Origin of the sequence: Methylocystis sp. L43 (genome assembly GCF_015709525.1) — a bacterium.
Taxonomy (GTDB): domain Bacteria; phylum Pseudomonadota; class Alphaproteobacteria; order Rhizobiales; family Beijerinckiaceae; genus Methylocystis.
The window spans coordinates 39,546-62,434 of sequence record NZ_JADNRA010000029.1; the positions used below are offsets into that span (position 1 = coordinate 39,546).

At 63.2% G+C, this 22,889-nt stretch carries 25 protein-coding genes and 2 tRNA genes; 17 read left to right on the forward strand and 10 right to left on the reverse strand.

The window, feature by feature from the left end; all coding sequences use genetic code 11:
• The first annotated feature begins 130 nt into the window (after positions 1–130).
• Complete coding sequence (locus tag IYX23_RS10170; RefSeq protein ID WP_348643647.1) at positions 131–1,714, forward strand: MFS transporter; 1,584 nt, start codon at positions 131–133, stop codon at positions 1,712–1,714.
• Between the two features lie 282 nt (positions 1,715–1,996).
• The gene (locus IYX23_RS10175; RefSeq protein WP_246716654.1) at positions 1,997–2,506 is read left to right on the forward strand and encodes a CopD family protein; all 510 of its coding nucleotides are present in this window, start codon (positions 1,997–1,999) and stop codon (positions 2,504–2,506) included.
• Here the strand turns inward: IYX23_RS10175 and IYX23_RS10180 are convergent.
• Complete coding sequence (locus IYX23_RS10180; RefSeq protein WP_196392714.1) at positions 2,476–2,988, reverse strand: DUF2231 domain-containing protein; 513 nt, start codon at positions 2,986–2,988, stop codon at positions 2,476–2,478. The two genes, IYX23_RS10175 and IYX23_RS10180, sit on opposite strands and share 31 nt — an antisense overlap.
• A 75-nt stretch (positions 2,989–3,063) precedes the next feature.
• Here IYX23_RS10180 and IYX23_RS10185 point away from each other — a divergent pair, with 75 nt between their 5' ends.
• The 3 genes from IYX23_RS10185 to IYX23_RS10195 are packed head-to-tail and all read left to right on the forward strand — an operon-like array spanning position 3,064 to position 6,475.
• A complete protein-coding gene (locus tag IYX23_RS10185; RefSeq protein ID WP_348643648.1) occupies positions 3,064–3,675 on the forward strand; it encodes a cytochrome C oxidase subunit II in 612 nt (203 codons plus the stop codon).
• The gene (ctaD, locus tag IYX23_RS10190; protein WP_196392713.1) at positions 3,672–6,155 is read left to right on the forward strand and encodes a cytochrome c oxidase subunit I; all 2,484 of its coding nucleotides are present in this window, start codon (positions 3,672–3,674) and stop codon (positions 6,153–6,155) included. The genes IYX23_RS10185 and ctaD overlap by 4 nt, the downstream gene beginning before the upstream one ends.
• A complete protein-coding gene (locus IYX23_RS10195; protein WP_196392712.1) occupies positions 6,152–6,475 on the forward strand; it encodes a hypothetical protein in 324 nt (107 codons plus the stop codon). Before ctaD ends, IYX23_RS10195 begins: the two co-directional genes overlap by 4 nt.
• A 36-nt stretch (positions 6,476–6,511) precedes the next feature.
• Here the strand turns inward: IYX23_RS10195 and IYX23_RS10200 are convergent, their stop codons facing one another.
• Positions 6,512–7,024: a DUF1643 domain-containing protein gene (locus IYX23_RS10200; RefSeq protein WP_246716635.1), complete on the reverse strand. Its 513-nt coding sequence runs from the start codon at positions 7,022–7,024 to the stop codon at positions 6,512–6,514.
• 189 nt (positions 7,025–7,213) lie between these two features.
• Here IYX23_RS10200 and IYX23_RS10205 point away from each other — a divergent pair, with 189 nt between their 5' ends.
• Positions 7,214–7,465: a CsbD family protein gene (locus IYX23_RS10205; RefSeq protein WP_196392711.1), complete on the forward strand. Its 252-nt coding sequence runs from the start codon at positions 7,214–7,216 to the stop codon at positions 7,463–7,465.
• Between the two features lie 59 nt (positions 7,466–7,524).
• Here IYX23_RS10205 and IYX23_RS10210 read toward each other — a convergent pair.
• The 3 genes from IYX23_RS10210 to IYX23_RS10220 all read right to left on the reverse strand — a co-directional run bounded on the left by IYX23_RS10210 (position 7,525) and on the right by IYX23_RS10220 (position 9,073).
• Positions 7,525–7,599 (reverse strand) — tRNA-Val (locus IYX23_RS10210).
• A gap of 155 nt (positions 7,600–7,754) precedes the next feature.
• A complete protein-coding gene (locus tag IYX23_RS10215; protein WP_246716636.1) occupies positions 7,755–8,297 on the reverse strand; it encodes a phosphohydrolase in 543 nt (180 codons plus the stop codon).
• Between the two features lie 71 nt (positions 8,298–8,368).
• On the reverse strand, positions 8,369–9,073 hold the full coding sequence (locus IYX23_RS10220; RefSeq protein WP_196392709.1) for an HAD family hydrolase: 705 nt from the start codon (positions 9,071–9,073) through the stop codon (positions 8,369–8,371).
• A gap of 129 nt (positions 9,074–9,202) precedes the next feature.
• On the opposite strand from IYX23_RS10220, the gene IYX23_RS10225 reads away from it, so the two are divergent.
• The 3 genes from IYX23_RS10225 to gor are packed head-to-tail and all read left to right on the forward strand — an operon-like array spanning position 9,203 to position 11,723.
• Positions 9,203–9,601, forward strand: a complete 399-nt coding sequence (locus IYX23_RS10225) for a hypothetical protein (protein ID WP_123176820.1) — start codon at positions 9,203–9,205, stop codon at positions 9,599–9,601.
• A gap of 29 nt (positions 9,602–9,630) precedes the next feature.
• A complete protein-coding gene (gene rpiA, locus IYX23_RS10230; RefSeq protein ID WP_281431784.1) occupies positions 9,631–10,353 on the forward strand; it encodes a ribose-5-phosphate isomerase RpiA in 723 nt (240 codons plus the stop codon).
• Positions 10,350–11,723, forward strand: a complete 1,374-nt coding sequence (gene gor / locus IYX23_RS10235) for a glutathione-disulfide reductase (RefSeq protein ID WP_196392708.1) — start codon at positions 10,350–10,352, stop codon at positions 11,721–11,723. The genes rpiA and gor overlap by 4 nt, the downstream gene beginning before the upstream one ends.
• On the opposite strand, the gene IYX23_RS10240 is transcribed toward gor, so the two are convergent.
• The gene (locus IYX23_RS10240; protein WP_196392707.1) at positions 11,720–12,943 is read right to left on the reverse strand and encodes an acyltransferase; all 1,224 of its coding nucleotides are present in this window, start codon (positions 12,941–12,943) and stop codon (positions 11,720–11,722) included. The genes gor and IYX23_RS10240 overlap by 4 nt on opposite strands.
• Before the next feature lie 193 nt (positions 12,944–13,136).
• On the opposite strand from IYX23_RS10240, the gene IYX23_RS10245 reads away from it, so the two are divergent.
• Positions 13,137–14,516: a 3-deoxy-7-phosphoheptulonate synthase class II gene (locus IYX23_RS10245; protein WP_196392706.1), complete on the forward strand. Its 1,380-nt coding sequence runs from the start codon at positions 13,137–13,139 to the stop codon at positions 14,514–14,516.
• Positions 14,517–14,535: 19 nt separating this feature from the next.
• On the opposite strand, the gene IYX23_RS10250 is transcribed toward IYX23_RS10245, so the two are convergent.
• Positions 14,536–15,678, reverse strand: coding sequence for a ceramide glucosyltransferase (locus IYX23_RS10250; protein ID WP_196392705.1), 1,143 nt, complete (start codon positions 15,676–15,678; stop codon positions 14,536–14,538).
• A gap of 244 nt (positions 15,679–15,922) precedes the next feature.
• Here IYX23_RS10250 and IYX23_RS10255 point away from each other — a divergent pair, with 244 nt between their 5' ends.
• Together IYX23_RS10255 and IYX23_RS10260 are read left to right on the forward strand one after the other, a co-directional pair.
• Positions 15,923–17,275: a glutamate--tRNA ligase gene (locus tag IYX23_RS10255; RefSeq protein WP_196392704.1), complete on the forward strand. Its 1,353-nt coding sequence runs from the start codon at positions 15,923–15,925 to the stop codon at positions 17,273–17,275.
• 13 nt (positions 17,276–17,288) lie between these two features.
• Positions 17,289–17,681, forward strand: a complete 393-nt coding sequence (locus IYX23_RS10260) for a DUF1622 domain-containing protein (RefSeq protein WP_196392703.1) — start codon at positions 17,289–17,291, stop codon at positions 17,679–17,681.
• A 310-nt stretch (positions 17,682–17,991) separates the two neighbouring features.
• Here the strand turns inward: IYX23_RS10260 and IYX23_RS10265 are convergent, their stop codons facing one another.
• The 3 genes from IYX23_RS10265 to IYX23_RS10275 all read right to left on the reverse strand — a co-directional run bounded on the left by IYX23_RS10265 (position 17,992) and on the right by IYX23_RS10275 (position 19,494).
• Entirely contained in the window at positions 17,992–18,411 is a 420-nt protein-coding gene (locus IYX23_RS10265) for a hypothetical protein (RefSeq protein ID WP_196392702.1), read from the reverse strand.
• A gap of 132 nt (positions 18,412–18,543) precedes the next feature.
• On the reverse strand, positions 18,544–19,119 hold the full coding sequence (locus tag IYX23_RS10270) for an NnrU family protein (protein ID WP_196392701.1): 576 nt from the start codon (positions 19,117–19,119) through the stop codon (positions 18,544–18,546).
• A gap of 27 nt (positions 19,120–19,146) precedes the next feature.
• Positions 19,147–19,494: a hypothetical protein gene (locus IYX23_RS10275; RefSeq protein WP_154452754.1), complete on the reverse strand. Its 348-nt coding sequence runs from the start codon at positions 19,492–19,494 to the stop codon at positions 19,147–19,149.
• Positions 19,495–19,637: 143 nt separating this feature from the next.
• Here IYX23_RS10275 and IYX23_RS10280 point away from each other — a divergent pair, with 143 nt between their 5' ends.
• The 5 genes from IYX23_RS10280 to IYX23_RS10300 all read left to right on the forward strand — a co-directional run bounded on the left by IYX23_RS10280 (position 19,638) and on the right by IYX23_RS10300 (position 22,697).
• The gene (locus tag IYX23_RS10280; protein WP_196392700.1) at positions 19,638–20,216 is read left to right on the forward strand and encodes a hypothetical protein; all 579 of its coding nucleotides are present in this window, start codon (positions 19,638–19,640) and stop codon (positions 20,214–20,216) included.
• Positions 20,217–20,464: 248 nt separating this feature from the next.
• The gene (locus tag IYX23_RS10285; protein WP_196392699.1) at positions 20,465–21,778 is read left to right on the forward strand and encodes a winged helix-turn-helix domain-containing protein; all 1,314 of its coding nucleotides are present in this window, start codon (positions 20,465–20,467) and stop codon (positions 21,776–21,778) included.
• Between the two features lie 56 nt (positions 21,779–21,834).
• On the forward strand, positions 21,835–22,239 hold the full coding sequence (gene mce, locus IYX23_RS10290; protein WP_196392698.1) for a methylmalonyl-CoA epimerase: 405 nt from the start codon (positions 21,835–21,837) through the stop codon (positions 22,237–22,239).
• A gap of 5 nt (positions 22,240–22,244) precedes the next feature.
• Positions 22,245–22,481, forward strand: a complete 237-nt coding sequence (locus tag IYX23_RS10295; RefSeq protein WP_196392697.1) for a DUF1467 family protein — start codon at positions 22,245–22,247, stop codon at positions 22,479–22,481.
• Between the two features lie 140 nt (positions 22,482–22,621).
• A tRNA-Lys gene (locus IYX23_RS10300) sits at positions 22,622–22,697 on the forward strand.
• The last annotated feature ends 192 nt before the right edge of the window (positions 22,698–22,889 follow it).

The window sequence follows — 22,889 nt, forward strand, 5'->3', positions numbered from 1 at the left end:
ATGCGCTTCGTGACAAATGCGCTTTTTTGAGCCATGACTCGCACGCGCAAATGAGAAAACGGATGAACCTGCGCTCTTCAGGCGACCTGCGATCGGCTTGGCGCTCCGCGCTCCCGGCTGGAGCGTAACGGTGGTCACACAGGCGCGAATGAAAGGCTGGCGATTCCTGCTGCTCAACGTCGCGGCGGGCGCGGCGAACGTCGTCATGTTGTCGAATGTGCCGGGCTACACGGTGCTCGCGCCCTATGCGGCCGGAAGCCTCGAGGGCGTCACGCCGAGCTACGGCACATGGGCGACGACCGACCATATGGTTGGGATCGCACTCGGCCTTCCGTTGTCGCGGTGGCTCTCGGGACGACTTGGCGCCTATCGCGTGCTGATCGGCGCCCTTGTGGCCTACGCCGCCGTTTCCCTGATGTGCGCGGCGAGCGAGACGATCTGGTTCTTCGCGCCGATGCGCTTTCTGCTCGGACTGATGGGCGGCGTCGCCCTTCCGCTCGCGCAATCCGTGACGCTTGGGCAATATCGGGATGATCAGCGCACGCTCGGCGTCGGATTTTGGGGCGTCATGAGCATGGCGCCCTTCACCATCGGCGTCTTCATGGGCGGCTTCTGGGCCGAATATTTCAACTGGCGCTGGCTGTTTTATTCCAACGTCCTGGTCGCCTTACCTGCGGCAGGCGTCGTTGCTGCGCTGTTCTATGGGAGCGGCTTTGAGCGCCGCGTGACGCGCTTCGACACGATCGGTTTCATTCTGCTCGCGACGGTGTTGCTCTGCGTGCAGACCATTCTCAACATGGGCAATGATTTCGACTGGTTCGCCTCGCCCGTGCTCGCATGGCTGCTTCTGGTCGTTCTCCTCGCTTTGCCGATGTTCATCTTCTGGGAGTTCGGCGAGCGGCGGCCGGCCCTCGACCTGCGGCTGTTTCTGCACCGTAATTTCGCGATCGCGACCTTCTGTTCGCTGATCGGCTTTCTGATCATTCAGGGCCTGCTGTCGGTGTTCATCGTGCAGCTGCAGGTGCTGCTCGGCTACACGTCTTCACTCGCCGGCATGGTCTATCTGGCCATGATTTTTTTGGCGATGGCCGCCGCCGCCGTTGTGCATGAGATCACGAGAAACGTCGACGCGCGACTCATCGTCTTCCTCAATTTCATCGGCCTCGCGGTGACATTCGTGTGGCTCGGCCACTACGACAAGAGCGCCTCTTTCGATAGCATCACGACGCCGATGTTCTTCTTCGGCTTCTCTCTTGCGATGTTCTTTGCGCCGCTCGCGACGCTCGCCATGACGGGACTCGCCGGCGAACGACTGATCCGCGCCGCGGAGGAGCTCGCGATGTTGCGCACGGTGTTCGGCGCCATGGGCATCACGCTGCTCGGCGTTCTCTTTTTCCGCCGCACGCCCTTCCATCAGCTCGACCTCGCCGATCATTTCGGCGGACGCCGCTTCGCCTCGCTCGACCTGCTCGCCTCGTTCCTCGAGCGTATGCAGGCGATGGGCATGTCGCCGAATGCGGCGCGCAGCCGGGCGGCGCAGCTCATCCGTCAGCAGGCGGGGATCCTGGCGCTCAACGACGCCTTTCTGTTCGGCGCGATGACGTTCATCTTGCTGGCGGGGATCATCTGGCTCGCCTCCCCGAGCTATGCGTCCAAGAAACGAAGCCAGACGCTCACCCGGCTTACGGCCGAGGAGCTGATGGAGCAGCCGTAAGATCCGGCGCAAAAGATCGAACTGCCCTCATCAGCTTTAACGCAGCGGTTCGCTTCATTCACGCACGCCTCGCGAAAAGATTAGCTCTGGATTGGGAACACAGCGCAGCTTCAATCGTTACAGTTTTTGAATTTTTCCTTTGAAAGCGCCCGTGGTTCATCGCACATTGATCGCCATCTCCGCGCGCATGGCTGCATGCATTGTTCCTCCGGGCGGCGGCGCGGATATCGGAGCCTTGCGCGCCCCCAACGTCTGCGCGAAACCTCAGGACCGCCTTCGGTGATGGGCCCGCTCGCGCCGCTGGTTCCCCATTTCTTGGCGTTCCACGTCCTAACCCTTGCGTTGTGGTGCGCAGGCCTTATCGCCCTGCCGCTGATATTGTCGCACCACGACCCCTCGATCAGCCAGTCGGATTATGCGCGAATTCGGCGCTATACGCATTTCGCCTATACGCTCGGCGTCACGCCCGCCGCGGTTCTGGCGGTGGCCTCAGGGACCGTGCTCGTCTTTCTGCGCGACGCTTTTACGCCATGGATGTTCCTGAAGCTCGTCTTCGTCGGCGCTCTGGTCCTCACCCATAGCTGGGTCGGGCACACGGTCACATCGATGGAGGAGACCCAGGGTCTTCACCAGCCGCCGCATCCCGCCCTGCAGCCGGTTGCGGCGTTCATCCCGATCCTCGCCATCCTGTTTCTCGTGCTCGACAAGCCTGACTTCAGCGAGCTTCGCTTTCCGCACTGGCTCTCCCAGCCGCAGGGCGGTCAGCTCCCCTTTTTGGCGCCCAGCCGATAGTCGAAGACGAGCTTGCCGCCATGCCATCCGGTCACCGACACCATGATCACGCAAAAGATCGACAAAAGAAGTCCGTAGGGCAGCACGACGGCCTGATAGTCGTACAACCGATAGCCCCAATTCACGCCGAGAAGAGCGAGCAGCAATACGGCGAGAATGAAATGCGACCAGGCCGCGGTCCTGGCGCGTATGCCGGCGACGAGCAACAATTCCGCGGTTCCGGACAGCCCCGCGACGAGGCCGAGCAGGAAACCTCCGCCCGCCGACCATACGCCGGCGCGCGCCCAGAACGCGTCGCCCGTCCACCAGTAAAGGAGATCGGCGCCGAGCAAAGTGAATGTCAGCGCGATCGGAAAGGCGACGGACATCGCGTGGATCGGATGGCCAAGCACCGCCACGCGAGATTCGGTTTCGTTAAACTCGGGCAGCTGGTTGATCGGATCAATGAAGCCGCTTTGCTCACCGTTTTGTTCATTCGCCACCGGCGTTCCTCCGCGCGTCGTCTCGTCCTCTTAACGCCGCTGGCGGTCACAGGTTGCGCCGGAGGTCTATCAGCAGTGGATCCGGCAGGCCCGGCCGCCGCACGGATAGCGACGCTGTGGTGGACGATGTTGGCGGGGTCAGCGGCGATTTTCGCCCTGGTGATGCTCCTGCTGCTAATCGCCTATCGCCGAACGCCTGCCCCTCATCAGAGCGAGCATCGGCAGGAGCGCTTCTGGCTGTATGGCCTCGGCCTCGCCTTCCCGCTCGTCACCCTGGCCGCGCTTCTGATCTATGGGCTGGTTCTGGGGGAAACGCTTGTTCCGAAAAGCCGCGACAACGTCGTCAGGGTGCGCGCAGAGGCGCGTCAGTGGTCCTGGAGCTTCGGCTACGCTGACGCCGCCGGACTGCGCACGCAGGGCGTTCTGCACATCCCCGCGGGCGGCCCCGTCGACGTCGAGATCACCTCGCTCGACGTGGTCCACAGTTTCTGGGCCCCTCGGCTCGCCGGCAAGCTCGACGCCATTCCTGGGCAAGTCAATGTGCTGAGGATCGAAGCCGCGGAGCCGGGAGAATATCACGGAGTTGGCGCCGAATTCAGCGGCCCCGGATATAGCGGCGACGCCTTCACCGTGATCGCACATGATGCGGCTGGCTGGGCGGCCTTTCTCGGGCGCGCGACAGAATGAACGCGCTCGCGCGCCATCGCGCCCTCAGCCGCATCTGGTCTTCGCAGCCCGGCTGGAGAGGCGTCATTTCGACCGTCAATCACAGCGATATCGGCAGAATGTTTCTTCTTGTCGCGACGCTCTTCTTTCTGATCGGCGGCGTCCTCGCAATGTTGATCCGAACGCAGCTCGCCACGCCACATTCCGCGTTCGTCGCGCCCGCGATATACGATCAGATCTTCACGATGCATGGAACAGTCATGATGTTCCTCTTCGCGATTCCGCTGTTCGAAGGCGCGGCCGTCTATCTGCTGCCGAAACTGCTGGGCACGCGCGATCTCGCCTATCCGCGCCTCTCGGCCTATGGCTTCTGGTGTTACGTGTTCGGCGGGTTGATGCTGGTCTTCGCCTTGCTGGCCGGCCTTGCGCCAGACAGCGGCTGGTTCATGTATCCGCCGCTGTCTTCGAGCGCGCATTCGCCCGGCGTCAACACCGACTTTTGGCTCATCGGCGTCACCTTCGTCGAAGTGTCAGCGATCGCCGCGGCCGTCGAGATTTGCGTCTCGATCCTGAAGTTTCGCGCGCCGGGCATGTCGCTGGACCTCATGCCGATCTTCGCCTGGTATGCGCTCGTCACCGCGCTGATGATCCTGATGGGCTTTCCGCCGCTGATCCTCGGCTCCATTCTGCTGGAACTGGAGCGCGCCTTCGGCTTTCCCTTTTTCGAATCCGCGCTTGGCGGAAGTCCCCTGCTCTGGCAGCACCTCTTCTGGCTCTTCGGCCATCCGGAAGTCTACATCATCTTCCTGCCCGCCGCCGGCGTCATTTCCACCGTCCTTCCGGTGATGGCGCGCACGACGCTGCTTGGCTACCGCTGGGTGGTGGCGGCGGCCGTCGCTCTGGCGTTCCTGAGCTTCGGGCTTTGGGTGCACCATATGTTCGCGACAGGCATTCCGCATATGGGACTGGCGTTCTTCTCGGCCGCCTCGACGCTCGTCGCGGTTCCCACAGGCATCCAAATTTTCGCCTGGCTCGGCACGCTATGGAAAGGGCGGCCGCGGCTGACGCTGCCGATGCTCTACATCATTGGCTTTTTCTTCACCTTCGTCATTGGCGGCCTGACCGGGGTCATGGTGGCGATCGTGCCGTTCGACTGGCAGGCGCATGACACGGCCTTCATCACGGCGCATCTGCATTATGTGCTGTTTGGCGGATTCGTCTTTCCGATGCTCGCAGGGCTGTACTACTGGCTTCCTCAGCTCACCGGCCGCAAGCGTTTCTTTCGCATCGGCGAGATGGCCTTCTGGCTCATCTTTCTCGGATTCAACGGCGCCTTCGTGGCGATGCATTGGGCCGGCCTCCTCGGCCAGCGACGGCGGATCGCCTGGTATCCCGAGGACGCCGGCTGGACCGCAATAAATCTGTTTTCTTCGATCAGCAGCTTCGTCATGGCGATCGGCGTCGCGATGGTGGTGTTCGATATTGCGCTGCATGCGCTTCTCGCGATCCGAGGGTCTCGCAATCCCTGGGGCGCCGGGACGCTGGAATGGGCGATGCCGACGCCGCCCGCCGCGTATAACTTCGCCAGCATACCGATTGTCGGCGATCGTGAGCCGCTGGCGAGGGACCCGGCGCTCGCGAACAAAATCGCCCGCGGCGAATATTTTCTCGGCGAGCCGCGCGGAGAGTTGCGCGAGACGTTGACCGTCGACGCGGCGAGCGGAATTCCTGAAGCTCTGGTCATTTTCCCGGGCAATTCGACGCTGCCTATCGCCCTCGCGGCGGCCACCGGAGCGGCCTTCCTCGGCGCTTTGATACGAGTCTATTGGGTCATCCCATTGGCCTTGCTGTTCGTCGTCGGCCTGTCGCTGCGCTGGGGCTGGTCGCAACACGCGGCGAACTGTCCTGGATTTCAGAATGTCGGGCGGGCGACGCTTCTGCCCCAGGCCATCGAGACTGATCGGTCTCCCGGCTGGTGGGGATCGGTCTTCCTGCTTGTCGCGGACACGGTTCTCTTTGGCTCTCTCTTCTTCGGATATGCTTTTCTTTGGACCGTCGGTCCCAATTGGCCGCCGCCCCAATGGCTGTCGCTATCCGTACTCGAACTGGCCCTCGGTCTCATCGGCGCGGCGGCGGCGGCCATTGGCCTCCACGTCGCGGCGCGCGCCGCTTCGCGCGGCGCATCTCTATGGCGCGGACTTCTTATCGCGCTCGCCGGCGCCGCAATGACAATCGCAGCGCTTGCGATGACGCTAACGCGCGCAGGCCAACTGACGGATTACGCCTATGGCGCGACGGTTTTTGTGATGATCGCCTATGCGCTCATTCATGCTGCGATCGCAGCGATCATGATTTGCTCGCTCGCTTACCGAACCTTGCGCGGCGGCGCGTCGTGTCCCAGAAAATCGAACGTCAACATTGTGCGCCTCTGGACCGATTATGCGGCCTTCGTCGCCGCGACCAGCCTCGTCGCGACGCAATTCTCGAGCTATCTCACATGAAGGACGTCGTTCGGATCGTCATCGCCATGCTCGTGTGGCTCGCCTTGTTCAGCGCCCTCTATGGGCTCGAGGGCGTGGGCTGCGCCGCCGGCTGGCAACACATCCAAGTCACTGGCGCGACGCTCTTCCAAGCCGCCATGACGCTTGCGTTTTTCGTCGCGCTTTTGATTCTCGCCGCCGTTCTCGTCGGGCTGCGTTCGCCGCTCTTTCGCTCCGCCTCACCCTTTATCGCGCACATCAGCATCATTCTCGCGGTCGCGGCTCTCGTCGCGGGCGCATGGACTCTGTTTCCGGCCTTGGCGCTTTCACATTGCGCATGAGGGCTTCAGCCGAGCGCGCAGGCGCGGCGCGGCGTTTTACGGAAAACGCTCCAGCGGCTGGTCGGCGCGAACATAGAGCGGATGGCGCGGCGCGCCGCGCTGCGTCCTGCCAAGGCAGGCGAGACGCGCGCCCGATGCGTGAAACGTCCGCAGCGCGCCGTCGATTTGATCTTGTCGGGCCAGCGCCCCCCACGCGCAGATGATGGGCGCCGACTGAGCGACCGCTTGCGCCGCGAGGCCAACGAGCGTGCGCCGATTCTTCGGGCCGATCGGATCGCGCGCCGACCAGAGCGCCTCGGGCGCGGACGAGCGCAGCGCATAAAGATTGGCGACGATGAGTCCGCCGGCGCCTTCGCGCCGCGCAAAGCCGATGCAGCGGCGAATCGTCGGATCATCCTCTTTAGCGTCGGCCGTCGACGGATTGAGCATGACGAAGGACAGAAGCGGCGCATCGCTCCATTTGCGCGTGAGGCTGTAGCGATAGGCGCCGCACTTCGAGATGACGGCGGCTCTCTCCATTTCGCGCGGGGCGGCGGAGAGGTCAGGCATTGAATTGGCCTTCGGCCCTCTGTTCGGGCGTCGGCGTTCAAATGTAGCGAATGATCTCACAATCGTCACTGCGCCGAAGCCCAACTAATAAACCGGCCGAGACCGGAACATATCTGCAGCACGGCAGTTATTCATTTGTCTTGACCGTGGCAATCGTCACGTAGCGATCTTCATAAGGAGGAAATTTTCATGAGTTCGACCAGCGATAAACTTAAAGGCGCCCTGAATGAAGCGACAGGGTCTGCGAAGCAGGCCGCCGGGAAGGTGATCGACTCTCCCCAACTGGAAGGCGAAGGCGTGTTGCAGGAAATGAAGGGGAAGAGCCAGACGGCGCTCGGCGAGGCCAAAGACGCCGTTGCCGATGCGCTTGACGCCGCGGCGACCAAGGCGAAGGAACTCGCCAAAAACGCCAAGGACGCCGTTCACAAGGCTACCGAATAAGAGATTCCTCTCGCGAGCCTCCCTCCTTACCACAGGGAGGTTCGCTGTGCGGCGCTTAATGGTGGGCGGCACAGGGATTGAACCTGTGACCCCTCCCGTGTGAAGGGAGTGCTCTCCCGCTGAGCTAGCCGCCCGTCGCCATCGGCGATCGATCCTCATCCTGTAGGAGAGCCCGGCGCCCTCCGTCAAGATCGCAGATCGCCCTTCCGCGTCGATGATCGCCCTGCCCGCCGCCGAGGCTCAAGCCCGGGCCGAGCCGCCGCGTCCCGCGCCGCCGCGCCCCGGCCGCTCACGGCGGGGTCCATTCCTTCGAGAGAACGCGGCGCACCATCGGCTCGAAGGTCGAAAGCGGCTCGTTTTTGTAAGCGGGATCGAAGGAGACTTCATCATATTTGGCGCAGAACTCGATCGTCTGATCATAGGCCGGGTCCGACCGGAATTTGTCGCGGGCGTTCGGATCGAGGCCGAGGTGCGCGGCGTAGAAATAGGTCTGGAACAGGCCGTGCTGCGCCAGCATCCAGTAATTGTCGCGGCTGATGAAGGGCCTCAGAATCGCGGCGATCACCTCGCCGTGGTTGAAAGGTCCAAGCGTTTCGCACGCGTCATGCAGCAGCGCGACGACCACATATTCTTCGTCCTTGCCGTCGCGCAGCGCGCGCGTCGCCGACTGCAGACAGTGATCGCGGCGCGTGATGTTATAGGCGGTGTCGTTGCCAAGATCGCGCAGCAGTCCAAAGAGCCGGTCCGGCAATTCCTTGAGCGTGTGCTCGTGAACCTGTTTGAGGATCTGAAAATCTTCGTCGGTGCCCTGGTCCATCCGCGTGAAGTGCATTTTCTCCATATTGCGAACCTTTCCGGAACGTGCGCGGCGCCGGCCTCGACGGCGAAGCACGGCTCAAAAGATCAAGACGCCTCAATCGCGCGTTGGAACAGCGCCTCTTCCAAAGAGGCGACCGCGTCCCACAGCTCGTCGAAATGCGAAATCACGCGATCGGGCGAAAACGCCGCGACCGGCGTGTCGGTATAGCCGAAATCCACCGCCACCGACGGCGTTCCGGCGGCGCGGGCGGTGTCGATGTCGGTCTTCGAATCCCCGATCATCACCGCGCGCCTTGGGTCGCCGTCCGCCGCCTCGACCGTCAGCCACAGCGTGCGCGGATCGGGCTTATGCATGGGAAAGCTGCCGCGGCCGCAGATCGCCGCGAAGCGATCCGCCGCCGAGAGTTTTTGCAACAGCAGCCGCGCCAGTTCTTCAGGCTTATTGGTGCAGACGGCGAGGCGAAAGCCGGCCGCCTTGAACCGATCGAGCGCCGCGAGGGCGCCGGGGAACAGCCGGCTTTCGTCGGCGATGTGCGCCTCGTAATACGCCAGGAAATCGCGCACCAGCCCCTCGGCGCGCGCCGGATCGAGCGGCGCGCCCTGATGGGCGAAGCCGCGCTCGATCAGCGCCCGCGCGCCGGCGCCGACAAGCGGGCGTCCGGCCTCGAGCGCGAGCGGCGTCAGTCCCTCGCGCATGAGCAGCACATTCAGCGTGCCGATGAGATCATAGGCGGTGTCGGCCAATGTGCCGTCGAGATCGAAAACGAGAACAGGAGAGCGGCTGATCATAACGCAGGGGGTAGCCGCGCCGCCCCCCGGGATCAAGCGCCGTTGATTCGACAGGCGAATTTTGCCGCCTCCGCAGGCGAGGGCTCTGCGTGTAGACTGCGCCGACCGATTCGGACAGGGAGCGCAAATATGCGTGGAACGCGCCATTTCCATACGCGTCGACGTGCAGCTTTGACGGCCGGCGCGCTTGTCTTCGCCCTTTCCGGGGCGTCGATGGCGACGGCCGGAAATTACGAATTTCTGGCCGCGCCGCAGACGGACCTCAATCGCGTGTTTCGTCTCGACCGTTCCAATGGCGAGGTCGGCGCCTGCCAATACGGCTTGAAGGAAAGCGCAGCGATCGGCGTGACGCTGTGCTATCCGCCAGGCGAAGGCGCGCGCGCCGGCGTTTTCAGCGAATATGCGCTGGTCGCTTCGCGCCACACCGGCGAAGGCGGCGTATTCCGCGTCGATCTGCGTTCCGGCATGATGTCGATCTGCTTCGTGCTGAACGAGACATCGGTGGTCTGCACGCCGCCGGCCAAATGAGCGAGCGACGAAGCGAAGCGAATGTCCGCATGAGCGCTTTTTCCGCCGAGGCAATGAAGCGCGCCGCCGCGCAAGCAGCGCTTGAGTCCGTCACGCATGGCATGCAGTTGGGACTCGGCACGGGATCGACGGCGGCGCATTTCGTCGATCTTCTTGGCGCCCGCGTCAAAGAGGGTCTGGAGGTCGTTTGCGTGCCGACCTCCGAGCGCACCCGCGCTCAGGCCGAAAGCCTCGGGATACCGCTCTCCACCCTCGACGAGACGCCGCAACTCGATCTCACTGTCGACGGCGCTGACGAATTCGACGCGGCGCTTCGCTTGATCAAAGGCGGCGGCGGGGCGCTGCTGCGCGAGAAGATCGTCGCCGCCGCCTCGACGCGGATGTTCGTCATCGCCGACGCGACGAAGGAGGTGCGCACGCTCGGCGCCTTCCCCCTGCCGGTCGAAATCGATCGGTTCGGCGCGCGCTCCACCATGCTGCATATCGAACGGGTCGCGCGCGGGCTGGGACTCATCGGCCCGCTGGCGATGCGCGAAGCGGAGCCTGGCGAGCGCTTCATCACCGACGGGGGACATTACATCGTCGATTGCGCGTTCGGCGCCATTGACGATCCAGACGCCCTCGCTGCGCGGCTTTCGGCAATTCCCGGAGTCGTGGATCACGGACTGTTCATCGGACTCGCAACGGCGATCTTCATCGCCGGCGCCGAAGGCGTGCGCATCCTGGGAAACATATCGGGCGACCCTTTATGACTTTCGACTATGACCTTATCGTCGTCGGCGCCGGATCCGGCGGCGTCCGTGCGGCGCGCGTCGCCGCCAGCCATGGCGCGAAAGTCGCGATCGCCGAGGAATTTCGCGTCGGCGGCACCTGCGTCATTCGCGGCTGCGTTCCCAAAAAGCTTTACGTGCTCGCGAGCCGTTTCCACGATGATTTCCAGGACGCCGCCGGATTCGGCTGGCGCGTCGGCGATGTGTCTTTTGACTGGCCGGCGCTCGTCGCCGCAAAGGAAAAGGAGATCACGCGCCTTTCAGACCTTTACGCTGAAACGCTCGCGAGTTCCGGCGTCGAGCTCATCCGCGCGCGCGCGACGCTCACCGATCCAAACGGCGTGCGTTTTTCCAACGGCCGCTCCGCCCGCGCCCGCTACATTCTCATCGCCACCGGCGGCGCGCCGGTGCTCGCCCCGCATATTCCAGGCATCGAATTCGGCATATCTTCGAACGAGATTTTCGATCTGCCGAAGTTTCCGCAAAGGCTGCTGATCGTTGGAGCGGGATATATCGCCGTCGAATTCGCCAGCGTCTTTGCGCGGCTCGGCGCGAAGGTGCATCTCGCCTATCGCGCCGATCTGCCGCTACGCGGATTCGACGACGATCTGCGTTCGCGCCTCTGCGAAGCGCTCAAGACGGCGGGCGTCGAACATCGGGCCGGCGCGCTGCCGACGCGCATTACGAAAAATGCTGACGTTCTGACGGTCGAGATGAGCGACGGCGCGCCGCTTGAGGTCGACTGCCTGCTCATCGCGACCGGGCGCAGGCCGCTGACGCAGAATCTCGGCCTGGAGGCGGCGGGCGTCGAGCTGCGCGAAAATGGCGCGGTCGCGGTCGATGAGAATTCACGCACGAACCTTGAATCCGTCTACGCCGTCGGCGACGTCACCGATCGGATCAATCTGACGCCTGTCGCCATTCGCGAAGGGCAAGCCTTCGCCGACAGCGTCTTCGGCGCGACGCCGACGGCGGTCGATTACGCATGCACGCCAAGCGCCGTCTTCACCACGCCCGAAATCGGAACGGTTGGTCTGACCGAGGCCGAGGCGCTCGCGCAGCATGGCGCGATCGATATTTATGAGACGCAGTTTCGCCCCATGCGCGCGACGCTCTCTGGACGCGGCGAACGCGTTTATATGAAGCTGATCATCCACGGCTCGAACGGGCGCGTGCTTGGCGCGCATATTTTTGGTCCCGAGGCGGGGGAGATGGCGCAGCTCGTCGCCGTCGCCCTGCGGATGGGCGCCACCAAGAGCGATTTCGACGCGACGATGGCCGTGCATCCGACGATGGCGGAAGAACTCGTGACGATGCGCGCGCCGTCACGGCTGCTCAGGCCGCAGGCTTAGGCTTCGATCCGCTGGCGCGGCGGCTGCGCCGCGACAGGCTGCTGCTCCGGAGCCGGAGCCGGAGCGGCGGGCTCGGGCGCCCATCTGTCGAGAAGGGCGCGAAGCTTGCGCCGCGCCGCGCCCGTCTTCGCCTCGGTGACTCGGGAGAAGTAATATCCGGCGACGATGGCGACCCCCATCACCGAGAAGGCCACAGCATAATTTTGCGGGGTGGCGAGCTGCGTCGCCCAGTCGTTCCCCAATGTGCTGCCGACGGCCGCGCGCGCGAAGATCAGGATCGGCATATGGATGCTGTAGAGCGAGAAGGAAAAATCGGCGAGCGTCTTGTGAAATTTTGGGCGCAGCAATGAAAAGCCTTCGGCCGGCCCATAGCGGAAGGCGAGCAGCACATTGATGAACAGGCCGGACGCGAGAAGATCGCCGGCATCCGCGAGCCAAGGATGCGCCTCGAGAAGATGCCCGCGCACGACCAGCCGGATGACCACGACGACGGCGGCGTAGAGGATGAGCGCCTGCCAGCGCGAGCGAATGATCGGCCCGGCGAGCAGCGTGGCGAAGGCGCCGCCGGCCCAGAGAATATAGCCGAATTTGAACCAGCTCGGCGGCGTCGAGAGCGCCAGGAAGAGCGCCGCGCCGAGCGCGAAACCCAAAAAGCGCAGCGCCAGCGGGTAATTGCGCGCAAAAGGCAGCAGCAGCAACGGAAAGGTGACGTAGTACCAGAATTCGCAGGCGAGCGACCAGAGCGGCCCGTTGGTGCCGAAATAGTCGAAGGCGATGCCTTGCAGATTGAGAAAACTTGCAAGAAAAAGAATCGGGGAGAAATGGCCTTTGAACAGCGGCCATTCGTAGACTCCGCTGCTGGCGAACAGCCATCTGCCGAGCGAATCGAGAACGAGCGTGAGCGCGACGGCAGGCCCCACGACGAGATAGATTCGCGACACGCGATGAATGAAATATTCGCGCAGGAAGCCTTGGTTCTTGCGCATATGCGCGAGCACCGCGCCGCCGACGAGATAGCCCGACATCACGAAGAAGGCGAGCACCGCCTGATGCCCCAGCTCGAAGGCCGAATAGAACCACCAGACATAGGCGAGCGGCCCGTGCGGCGCGCTCATGATGTCAGCCTGGTTGGTGAACATGTTGTTCGTGTGGACCGCCAGCACGACAAGCGCGCCGAGCCAGCGGGACGCCTCGATGAATTGCGACAGAATGAACGGCATCGCCCCGGTTCGCCCCCTCGCTCTCGGCCGCGCTCGCGCCCCGGCTTTATAGCCGGTCGCCCCCGGCTTCGCCAAATCGCCGCGGCCAAGCGCAGGGTCGCATTAAGGGCAATAATCCACTATAAGCGCCGCTGGCGTCGCTGCGAGAACGACCCCAGCGCCTATCCGGCCTGATTTTGCGGAGTTTTGCGAAGTGGAACGTTGGTCGCCGGGCAGCTGGAGAAATCTACCGATCGAGCAGACGCCGGTCTATCGGGACCAGACGGCGCTCGCCGACGTCGAGCGCCAGCTCAGCGGCTTTCCGCCGCTCGTTTTCGCCGGAGAAGCGCGCAACCTGAAGCGTCACTTGGCGGGTGTGGCCACCGGCAAGGCGTTCCTGCTGCAGGGCGGGGACTGCGCCGAGAGCTTCTCTGAACATTCGGCGGACAACATCCGCGACTTCTTCCGGGTTTTCCTGCAGATGGCGGTCGTGCTGACCTACGCCGCCGGGTCGCCGGTGGTGAAGGTCGGGCGCATCGCCGGCCAGTTCGCCAAGCCGCGCTCCTCGCCGCTCGAAAAGCAGGGCGACATTGAGCTGCCGAGCTATCGCGGCGACATCATCAATGACCTCGCGTTCAACCCGCAGGCGCGCGAACCCGATCCGCAGCGCCAGCTGCTCGCCTATCGGCAATCCGCGGCGACGCTGAACCTCATCCGCGCCTTTGCGGCGGGCGGCTTCGCCAATCTCGAAAACGTCCATCGCTGGATGCTCGGCTTCGTCAAAAGCAGCCCGCAATCGGAGCGCTATCAGAAGCTCGCCGATCAGATCACCGAGACCTTAAGCTTCATGCGCGCGATCGGTCTCGATCCGGAGCACCATCCGGAATTGCGCGGCACCGACTTCTACACTTCGCATGAGGCGCTGCTGCTCTGCTACGAACAGTCGCTGACCCGCATCGACTCGACGACAGGCGATTATTACGCCACCTCCGGCCATATGCTGTGGGTCGGCGACCGCACCCGTCAGGAAGACGGCGCCCATATCGAATTCGTCCGCGGCGTCAAAAACCCGCTTGGGCTGAAATGCGGTCCGAGCCTGAAGCCCGACGGGCTTCTGCGCCTCATCGACGCGCTCGATCCCGAGAACGAGCCCGGCAGACTCACGCTGATCTGCCGCTTCGGCGCGGACAAGATCGAGGATTCCCTGCCTGCGCTGGTGCGGGCGGTGACGCGCGAGGGCCGCAAGATCGTCTGGTCCTGCGATCCGATGCATGGCAATACCGTCAGCGCCGGAGGCTACAAGACGCGGCCGTTCGATCGGATCATGTCGGAAATCCGCAACTTCTTCGCCGTGCATCAGGCGGAGGGATCCTACGCCGGCGGCATCCATCTCGAGATGACCGGCAAGGACGTCACCGAATGCATGGGCGGCGCGCGGGCGATTTCGGAGAGCGATCTGCGCGACCGCTATCACACCTATTGCGATCCGCGCCTCAACGCCGAACAGGCGATCGAAGTCGCGTTCCTGGTGGCCGAGCTCTTGAAGGCGGAACGCGTCGCCCGCGGCGTGCAGGAGCAGCACGCGGCGGAGTAAGGCGAGACGCGCGGGCTGGCTAGCCCGTCGTCTCTTCCGCCTCGCGGACCGTCATCTCGGCGCCGTGCCAGACGAAATCGTCGTAAAGCAGCGCGTCGATGTACATCACCGGCAGCATCAGGTCGCGCACGATCAGCGCGAACGGCGTGCGCCAATCGAGCGGGAAGCCGCAGACGCGCGCCAGCCAGATCTCGCCGCCATGCAGCGAAAAGACGACGAGCGTCGTGACCAGCGCCACCGTGGAGATCCCGCCGTCGAGCTGCACGGCGGCGTAGGCGCCGAGCACGATCGCCGCAAAACTGCCGTTCATGAATTCCGGAACGTAATGCGCGGGAAAGGTCGCGCGCCGCAGCCGCGCCCAGCGCACATGCCGCGAATAGACCTCACGCGCCGTGCGTCGGCCGAGCGGCTGCTCGAAGGGCATGTCGACGAGGCGCACATCCATGCCCTGTGCGCGAATGACCTTGGTCGAGGCGGCGTCCTCGGCGATTTCGCTCGCCAGCGCGCGAATGCCGCCAGCTCTGTCGAGCACGTCGCGCCGCCACATCATGTTCTTGCCCTGAGCGAAGGCGGCGCCGATCGCCTCGGCGCCATATTGCCAGCGCGCCTGGAACGTATTGAGGATCGCGCATTCGACCGTCGCCCAGAAGCCATTCGGCCGCGAACCAATCGGCATCGACACGCTCATCGCTGTATTGTCACGGAACGCGGCAAGCATGGTTTGGATATAGTCGCGCGGCGGCAGCGCGTTGGAGTCCGCGAGAATCACGTGATGATGGCGCGCCGCATCCCAGCCTTTGACGCAATTATTGAGCTTGGGATTGGCGCTGACATAATCGTCGCCGACGAGCAGCCGCGCCTCGCGCTCCGGATGCGCCGCGATCAGCCGCTCGACCAGCGGAATGACGGGATCGCTCGGCGACTGCACGCAGAAGATGATCTCATAGTCGGGATAGTCGAGATTGAAGGTCGCGCCGAGCGTCTCCTCGCTGAAGGGCTCCAGCCCGCGCAAGGGCCGCACGACGCTCACCGGCGGCGCATTGTCCGGCGGCGGCAGAGTCCGCGCCCGCGCCCGGCATTTCCGGGACATCAGCGCCACGCTTGTGAAATTGAGGATGAGAATGACGGCGCACCAGGCGGCGCAGATATAGGCCAGGATCATGAACGGCGCTTTTTCTTAAGAGTCGTAACGCAAAGAATCGCAACACCAAACGCCGGCGGAGTCGCGCGGCTTCCGGCGCGCAACGCCGGGACGCGGCCATTTCGAAATACCGCCTGACAAAGACGCGGGGTCTTGGCAAAAGGATGGTGGCGCGAGAATCTTCTCCCGACGCGCGGCTGTTGAAAATTCCTGCTGTAAGTCCTGCTGCTGAATCCCTTGTTGAAACTCCTGACGAAGCTTCCTCATGACCTCTCCGATCGTTCGTTTCGCGCCCTCGCCGACCGGCCGCATTCACATCGGCAACGCGCGCGTCGCTTTGTTCAACTTTCTGTTCGCCGCCGCCAACCTTGGACGATTCGCGCTACGGTTCGATGACACTGATTTTGCTAGATCCAGCGAGGAATTCGCGCGCGCGATCGAGATCGATCTCGCCTGGCTGGGCGTCGTTCCGCACGCGGTTTTCCGCCAGTCGGAGCGCGTCGCCCTCTATGAGGAGGCCGCCGATCGTCTGCGGCGATCCGGCCGCCTCTATCCTTGCTATGAAACCCAAGAAGAGTTGGACAAGCGCCGCAAGATGCAGCAGGCGCGCGGGCTGCCCCCGGTCTATGATCGTGCGGCGTTGCGCCTCTCCGCATCTGATCGCGCCGCGCTCGAAGCCGAGGGCCGACAGCCGCACTGGCGATTCATGCTCGAGCCGGGCGTCGCCGAATGGAATGATCTTGTGCGCGGTCCGGCGCATATCGACTGTTCGGCCCTGTCGGACCCGGTCCTGATCCGCGAGGATGGCAGTTTTCTTTACACGCTGCCCTCGGTCGTCGACGACATCGACATGGGGATCACCCATATTATTCGCGGCGAAGACCACGTCACCAATACGGCCGTGCAGTTGCAGCTCATGCGAGCGCTTGCGCCGCATGCGCCGGCGTCGATTTTCGCGCATCACAATCTTCTGATAGGCGCGGGCGGCGAGGCTCTGTCAAAGCGCACCGGATCGCTCTCCATCGCCTCGCTGCGCGAAGACGGCTACGAGCCTCTCGCCGTCGCCGCACTGGCGACGCTGACCGGCTCCTCGGACAATGTCCACGCCGTGCGCTCGCTCGGCGAACTCGCACAGAGGTTCAATCTGTCGCATGTCTCGCGCAATCCCGCGCGTTTCGACCCCGCCGATCTTGAAACTCTGACACACCGGACTCTCGCGCTTTACGAATATGATGACGTGCGCGAGCGGCTCGAAGCCTTGACGATCGTCGGCCGCAAGGCGGAGCCGCTATGGCGCGCGGCGCGCGGCAATCTTGCGCGTTTCGACGATATTCTGACATGGTGGCGCGTCGTGGACGGCGAGATCGAGCCGATCCGCGAGGATGAATCATTCCTGAAAGACGCGGCGCAGCTTTTGCCGTCGGAGCCTTGGGACGAGACCACATGGGCGGCCTGGACGAGCGACATCAAGACGGCGACCGGCAGGAAGGGCAAGGCGCTCTTTCATCCGCTGCGGCTGGCGCTGACCGGCGCCGAGAGCGGGCCGGAGCTCGCCGCGCTGCTGCCGCTCATCGGCCACGCCAAGGCGTTGTCGCGGCTCGTGGGCGCCGGCGCATGAAAGCGATGCGCTAGTGCCCTATCTCGCGAGCATCCACGAGATCATCAACTTCGCCGGTCTGGCGCTCGACGTCGTCGGCGTGCTGATCATCGTCATTGGCGCGGTCCTGTCGACGCTGGCTTTTCTGACGCCCTGGCGGAAAAATCCCCTTACCTATCGCGGCTACCGAAAGAATGTCGGCCGCTCGATCCTGCTCGGGTTGGAGTTTCTCGTCGGCGGCGACATCATCCGGACCGTCTCCGTCGAACATCCAAGCCTCGAAAACGTCTTCGTGCTCGGCCTGATCGTGATGATCCGCACGGGGATGAGCTTTACGATGGAGGCGGAGCTCGAAGGCCGCTGGCCGTGGCAGGGCCGAAGCCTGGAAACCGCGGCGCCAAGCGAAGATGAAACCACGCCGTCATAGGACTAACTTAGTCACATACAGCGACCGGCAGTTGGCCGTTCTCGCGATAGTGTTCGTTGCAGTCTCCATCGCCGCAATTTGCGGCCTCGCAAAAAACCCGCCGGCCCCATCTGGGCGAACTCTTTGAATGTCGTAACAGAAGCGTGTGATGTGGTTAACGCTAAGAAAAAAGCTGTCATTGTAGCTTGCTGACCCCCAAATATAAAATTTTTTAACTTTTCTGGCTATGAATTTTTCTAGGCATGACTTTGGAATAATAGCGTAATTGACACTTACAGAGCTTTTTGGTGCGATATAAAATGGCACGACATTAGCTGTAACTCCTATACGCATCGTCTTTACTTATTGGAATGTCGGTCTCAGCCCATGTTATTCTAGCCTCAGCCCCGGAGGTTGCGGAATTGCCAGAATTTTCCCACTCTCCAACGATATCATAGCTGGAACTATCACCTTGTTCGAGCTTGATATTTTTCAAGTAAACGGAAGGTTGGCTAGTTTTCCATTGGAAATAGGCACCGATGCCCGTAGCTACGACGGTCAGCCCAGTGAAAAACACAATCCATACAGAGCTATTAGTTTGATAAGCTTTTGCGGCAGTGCTTTTTTCTGTTTTCTTCGGGCTTCCATTGATAGCCAAAGGAATGATTTGGTGATTATCGGGCTTATCGTTTCCGTTGGCTTTTTTTGGATTCTTCGCGCCAACGTTGCCTCTTCGCTTTATGCCTCTCATTCTAAAGCCTCTGTGCAAAAACAATCCCGGCTCAGCCCACGAAGGACAATCACTCGCCGAAAGAGGCAAGCGAGCGCCTCTCCACTGTGCTGAGCGCTTTCGCCCCCAGCTTCTCATTTTGCGCGCGCCAACTCACGCCGGCAGCACCGCAACGCCGAACAGCCAGGGGTGCAGATAGAGCACGATGAGGAACAGCGCCGTTCCGACGCCGAGCGCGATCGCGTCGCCGCGCGTGAACTGCGTGATCCGCGGCGCGCCGCCGTCCCCGCGCTTCTTCACCGCGATGCGGTCGAAGACGCCCCAGGCGAGAAAAGACCCGAACAGGATCATGCCGCCGAGATCGCCGTTGACGAGAAGATGCGCGAGCGCCCAGCTCTTTATCGCGACGAGCGTCGGATGGCGCAGCGCGCCGCGAATCCGGCCCGGCGGCGCGCGGCGGCTCGCGATCGCGACGAAGGCGAACCAGACGAGCGGCATGGCGAGATGGCGTCCCCATGACGGCGGCGACCAGACATAAATCAAGCCCTCCGCGCGATAACGAATGAAGCCATAGATGATGAGCCCGAGACCGATGGCGGCGACGAGACCGTAGGCGGCCTTATAGGTTTGAAGGCCGTAGCGCTCGATCAGACTGGCGCGCGTCTCGCGAAAGCTCGTTAGCGTATGGACCCCGAGAAAAATCACGATTCCGAGAATGAGAATAAGCATGGGTTCTCCAGCTCCATCGATTGGCTGCTAAAAGCACCGCACCTGCGCCTCGGCCTGGGCGCGGCGTAATTCCTGGAGCGCATCGCGCGCCGCATCCGTATTGCGCATCAGCGCGCCGACCTGCCCCGCCTGCTGATTGACGCTCGCAACGGTCTCGGCTGTGACATACCGCTCATAAGGCAGAATGGTCGCGATGACGTCTATGGAGCAGGAGCACTGCTCCAAAGAGAGGCGCGTGTCGCCGTTCGCCTTCATGCAGCCGAAGACGTAATCGGCGCGCGCGGAGGTCGGATAGTCGTTGAGATCCGCCGCCCGCGCCCAGCCGCCCGCGAGCGGAAGCAGCGCGATAATAAGGAATTTCGATACCGGGCGCATCTTTTTCGTTCCTGCCGGGTTCTTTCCTTGGACAGCCTATCGCACGCGCGTGGGCGACGCACCGAACCGCTATTAGACGAAGGGATGACGCGCAAGCTGAGTTTCAGAGCAGCGTCGTCCAGCATTTGAACAGGGAGGACGGCATGTCGAAGCCGCTTAGTCCTATTTGGTTGCTGATGATGGCGGCGCTCGTCTGCGCGCCTCTATCGTTCGCTTTCGCTCATGGCGCGATGCAGCGCCGGCAGAACGCCTGCATGCTGAAAATCGGCCCCGATATCATGTATTTCTCCGGCTATCAGCCTGCGGCGTCGCGCAACAGGTTCTGTGAGGACATTCCCATGACTGGCGCGACGATTTTCGTCCTCGATTATGCTCAGGACGAGCTGCGGGAGATGTCGACTGACTTTCGCATCATCCGCGACATCGGCGACAAGGGGTCGCAGGAGCGCCTCGACGCCATCACCGTGGCCTACCTGCCGCCAAAGGTCTATCCGGCCGGCACGCTGAACTTTGAGCATGTCTTTAACGAGACCGGCCAATTCGTCGGGATCGTCACGGCGGACGGTCCCAACGGCGAGCATTGGGTGTCGCGGTTCCCCTTCACCGTCGGCGGCCGACCGCTGCTCGCGCGGATGCCTTACGTTCTTTTTGCGGCCGCCGGCGTTCTGGCTCTCGTGCTGTTCGTTTGGGGAAAAGATGACCAACGCGCGCGCGGCGTTTAGGCGCGGCGTCATGTAGCCGTTAAATTGGACGCGCATAGACTTCGCCGAGCCTTCTGAACGTACTGCGTATCAAGGAAAGCTCAAACGCCGGGCCGGAGGTACGTCCGGCGTTTTTTTTGCGGTCCCAAGCGCGCCGTCAGACGGGACTGAATTTTCAAAAAACAACGTGATTTTGAAGACTTAACCATATACTGCCTCTTGCCGAAGCCGCGCTGTCTTGCCATCATCGCGGCGGGCTGGGGGCTGCCATGGGCGAATTGGTTAAGCGATTTTCAGGATTCAGTTACAGCGCGCAGGGCGGACTGCAGCGCGACGGCAAGCGCATTCATCTGGGCCCACAGGCGCGTCAACTTCTTGAAATGCTTCTTGAATCGCCTGGCGTCCTGGTCACCAAGGGCGAAATCGCCGCGCGGCTGTGGCCGGATCGCGCCGCATCCGACGATTCCATCGATCGCTGCGCCTATCTTTTGCGGAAGCCGCTGCGCGACGCCGGCGGCGAGGAGCTGATCGCAACCGCCTATGGCCGGGGGCTGTTGCTCCGCGGAACGGTCGAAACCATCGACGAGGGCGCCGCGCAAACGCTTCGCCTCGCGCCGTTGAGCGAGCCGCATATTCTCGATCTCTGGCAGACCGCCTATGAGCTTGCCGGGGACCGCACGCGAGAGGGCTTCGCCCGCGCGCAGGAAGCGATCGCATCCGCCGCCCAGATCGACCCCGGCAACCCGGCGGTCTGGTCGCTCGCCGCCGACATCGCCGCCGGCCGCGTCGTGCGCGGATTTCTTCGTCCCACCCAGGCTACGGCGATGATCGAGGACTTCGCCGGCCGGGCGCTCGGCGTCCTGCGCGGTCACACGCCGGCGCGGGCCGTTCTCGGCTGGGCCCGCGGCGCGCTGAGGGGCAAGGTTTCCGAGGGCCTCGCGCTCCTCGATCAGGCGGTCGCCGATGACCCGCTCTACGGCAAGGCGCGCGTCTACCGCAGTTGGCTGCTTGCGGCGGCCGATCGTCTCGACGACGGCGTCGCCGATTGCGAAGAGGGCCTCGTCAACTCGCCGCACGATCAGGCGTTGCTGTCGGTGCGCGCATGGCTCATCCTCTGCGCCGGCGACCTCGAGCGGGCGCGCCGCTATGCGCGCGACGGACTCGATTTAAGACCGGACGCCGCGACTCTGCATCTCGTGATGTCCATCGCCTACAGCCTTCAGGGCGTTCACGAACAGGCGGTGAGCGCGGCGCGCCGCGCCGTCGCCGCGAGCCCGGACGATCCCTTCCAATTGACCGTGCTCGCCTATTCGCTCGCCCGCGCCGGCCGCGCCGAGGAGGCGCAAGCGCTCATCGGCAGGCTGATCCAAGACGCCGAGCTCTACGCGCCGCCCTGCTTTCTCGGCGCGGCGTTTTTTGCTCTGGGCAAGCGCGCCGAGGCGCTGGAAGCGATTCGACGCGGCCTTTCCGAAGGTTGTCCCTGGAGTTCCTTCGCACGCGTCGATCCGCGCTTCGTCGCCTTGCGCGGCGCGATCGACGGATTTGCCCGCCCGCAGCAGGACGAGGCGCGCCCCGCCGGTTGAAATTGCCCGCCTCAGCGCTTATTGGCGCTGCACAGCATTCTTCCGGAAGGAAAAAAATGATCGGCCGTCTGAACCATGTCGCTATCGCCGTCGATAGCGTCGAAAAGGCTTCCGCCATTTACCGTGACGCGCTGGGGGCGAAGGTCTCGGCGCCAGAACGCGTTGCAGAGCATGGCGTGACGGTCGTTTTCGTCGAATTGCCGAACACCAAGATCGAGCTGCTCGAGCCCTATGGGGACAGCTCGCCGATCGCCGGCTTCGTCGCAAAAAATCCAGCCGGCGGCATCCACCACATCTGCTATGAAGTCGAAGACATCATCGCGGCGCGCGAGCAGCTCAAGGCCTCGGGCGCGCGCGTCTTGGGCGATGGAGAGCCAAGGATCGGCGCGCACGGCAAGCCCGTGCTGTTTCTGCATCCCAAGGACTTCTGCGGCGCCTTGATCGAACTCGAGCAGGCTTAAGGCGCATGCCCTTTTCACTGCCGCTGGCGGCCGCGATCTACCTGACCATCTGGTGGATCGTGCTGTTCGCCGTTCTGCCGCTCGGCGTGCGCTCTTCCGAAGAGGCCGAAGAAGATCTTCCCGAGGGCGCCGACCCTGGCGCCCCCGCCTCCCCCGATCTCTTGAAAAAAGCGGGGATCACGACGATCGTCTCGGCTGTCCTGTTCGGCCTGCTGGCGCTTTTCGCTAAGCTCACGGCGTGAGCGGGCGGGTCCCTGCCGGGGGTTGACCGGCCCGCCGCCCGCCGGTAGTTGATCGCGAGGCGCGGGACAGACGACCCCGCACGGCCGAACGGACCGACCCGCTCAGTCGACTTCGGCGCCGCCGTCGCCGCCTCTGGAGCGAGCGCGTAGCTCAGTCGGTAGAGCACCTGACTTTTAATCAGGGGGTCCTGGGTTCGAGCCCCAGCGCGCTCACCAAAACAAATCAAACGTTGCTATTTTTTGTCTAACTCAGAGAATTGGCTTGGTGGCCAGATGGTGATCGCACACCGGCCTAACTCGCTCATGCTGGGCCTTTTCGCTCCCCTTCGCCCGATAGGCGAGCTGACGGACGCGCTGCTCTCTATCTCCAACCCTGATCACCGAGAGCAAGCTTTGTAAGGTGTCGGA

What these genes read in the sequence shown, in the direction of transcription:
- IYX23_RS10175 (WP_246716654.1), top strand. Translation starts at nt 1,997, where the DNA reads ATGGGCCCGCTCGCGCCGCTGGTTCCCCATTTCTTGGCGTTCCACGTC.
- ctaD (WP_196392713.1), top strand. Translation starts at nt 3,672, where the DNA reads ATGAACGCGCTCGCGCGCCATCGCGCCCTCAGCCGCATCTGGTCTTCG.
- IYX23_RS10195 (WP_196392712.1), top strand. Translation starts at nt 6,152, where the DNA reads ATGAAGGACGTCGTTCGGATCGTCATCGCCATGCTCGTGTGGCTCGCC.
- IYX23_RS10200 (WP_246716635.1), bottom strand. Translation starts at nt 7,024, where the DNA reads ATGCCTGACCTCTCCGCCGCCCCGCGCGAAATGGAGAGAGCCGCCGTC.
- IYX23_RS10205 (WP_196392711.1), top strand. Translation starts at nt 7,214, where the DNA reads ATGAGTTCGACCAGCGATAAACTTAAAGGCGCCCTGAATGAAGCGACA.
- IYX23_RS10215 (WP_246716636.1), bottom strand. Translation starts at nt 8,297, where the DNA reads ATGCACTTCACGCGGATGGACCAGGGCACCGACGAAGATTTTCAGATC.
- IYX23_RS10220 (WP_196392709.1), bottom strand. Translation starts at nt 9,073, where the DNA reads ATGATCAGCCGCTCTCCTGTTCTCGTTTTCGATCTCGACGGCACATTG.
- IYX23_RS10225 (WP_123176820.1), top strand. Translation starts at nt 9,203, where the DNA reads ATGCGTGGAACGCGCCATTTCCATACGCGTCGACGTGCAGCTTTGACG.
- rpiA (WP_281431784.1), top strand. Translation starts at nt 9,631, where the DNA reads ATGAGCGCTTTTTCCGCCGAGGCAATGAAGCGCGCCGCCGCGCAAGCA.
- gor (WP_196392708.1), top strand. Translation starts at nt 10,350, where the DNA reads ATGACTTTCGACTATGACCTTATCGTCGTCGGCGCCGGATCCGGCGGC.
- IYX23_RS10240 (WP_196392707.1), bottom strand. Translation starts at nt 12,943, where the DNA reads ATGCCGTTCATTCTGTCGCAATTCATCGAGGCGTCCCGCTGGCTCGGC.
- IYX23_RS10250 (WP_196392705.1), bottom strand. Translation starts at nt 15,678, where the DNA reads ATGATCCTGGCCTATATCTGCGCCGCCTGGTGCGCCGTCATTCTCATC.
- IYX23_RS10255 (WP_196392704.1), top strand. Translation starts at nt 15,923, where the DNA reads ATGACCTCTCCGATCGTTCGTTTCGCGCCCTCGCCGACCGGCCGCATT.
- IYX23_RS10265 (WP_196392702.1), bottom strand. Translation starts at nt 18,411, where the DNA reads ATGAGAGGCATAAAGCGAAGAGGCAACGTTGGCGCGAAGAATCCAAAA.
- IYX23_RS10270 (WP_196392701.1), bottom strand. Translation starts at nt 19,119, where the DNA reads ATGCTTATTCTCATTCTCGGAATCGTGATTTTTCTCGGGGTCCATACG.
- IYX23_RS10275 (WP_154452754.1), bottom strand. Translation starts at nt 19,494, where the DNA reads ATGCGCCCGGTATCGAAATTCCTTATTATCGCGCTGCTTCCGCTCGCG.
- IYX23_RS10280 (WP_196392700.1), top strand. Translation starts at nt 19,638, where the DNA reads ATGTCGAAGCCGCTTAGTCCTATTTGGTTGCTGATGATGGCGGCGCTC.
- IYX23_RS10285 (WP_196392699.1), top strand. Translation starts at nt 20,465, where the DNA reads ATGGGCGAATTGGTTAAGCGATTTTCAGGATTCAGTTACAGCGCGCAG.
- mce (WP_196392698.1), top strand. Translation starts at nt 21,835, where the DNA reads ATGATCGGCCGTCTGAACCATGTCGCTATCGCCGTCGATAGCGTCGAA.
- IYX23_RS10295 (WP_196392697.1), top strand. Translation starts at nt 22,245, where the DNA reads ATGCCCTTTTCACTGCCGCTGGCGGCCGCGATCTACCTGACCATCTGG.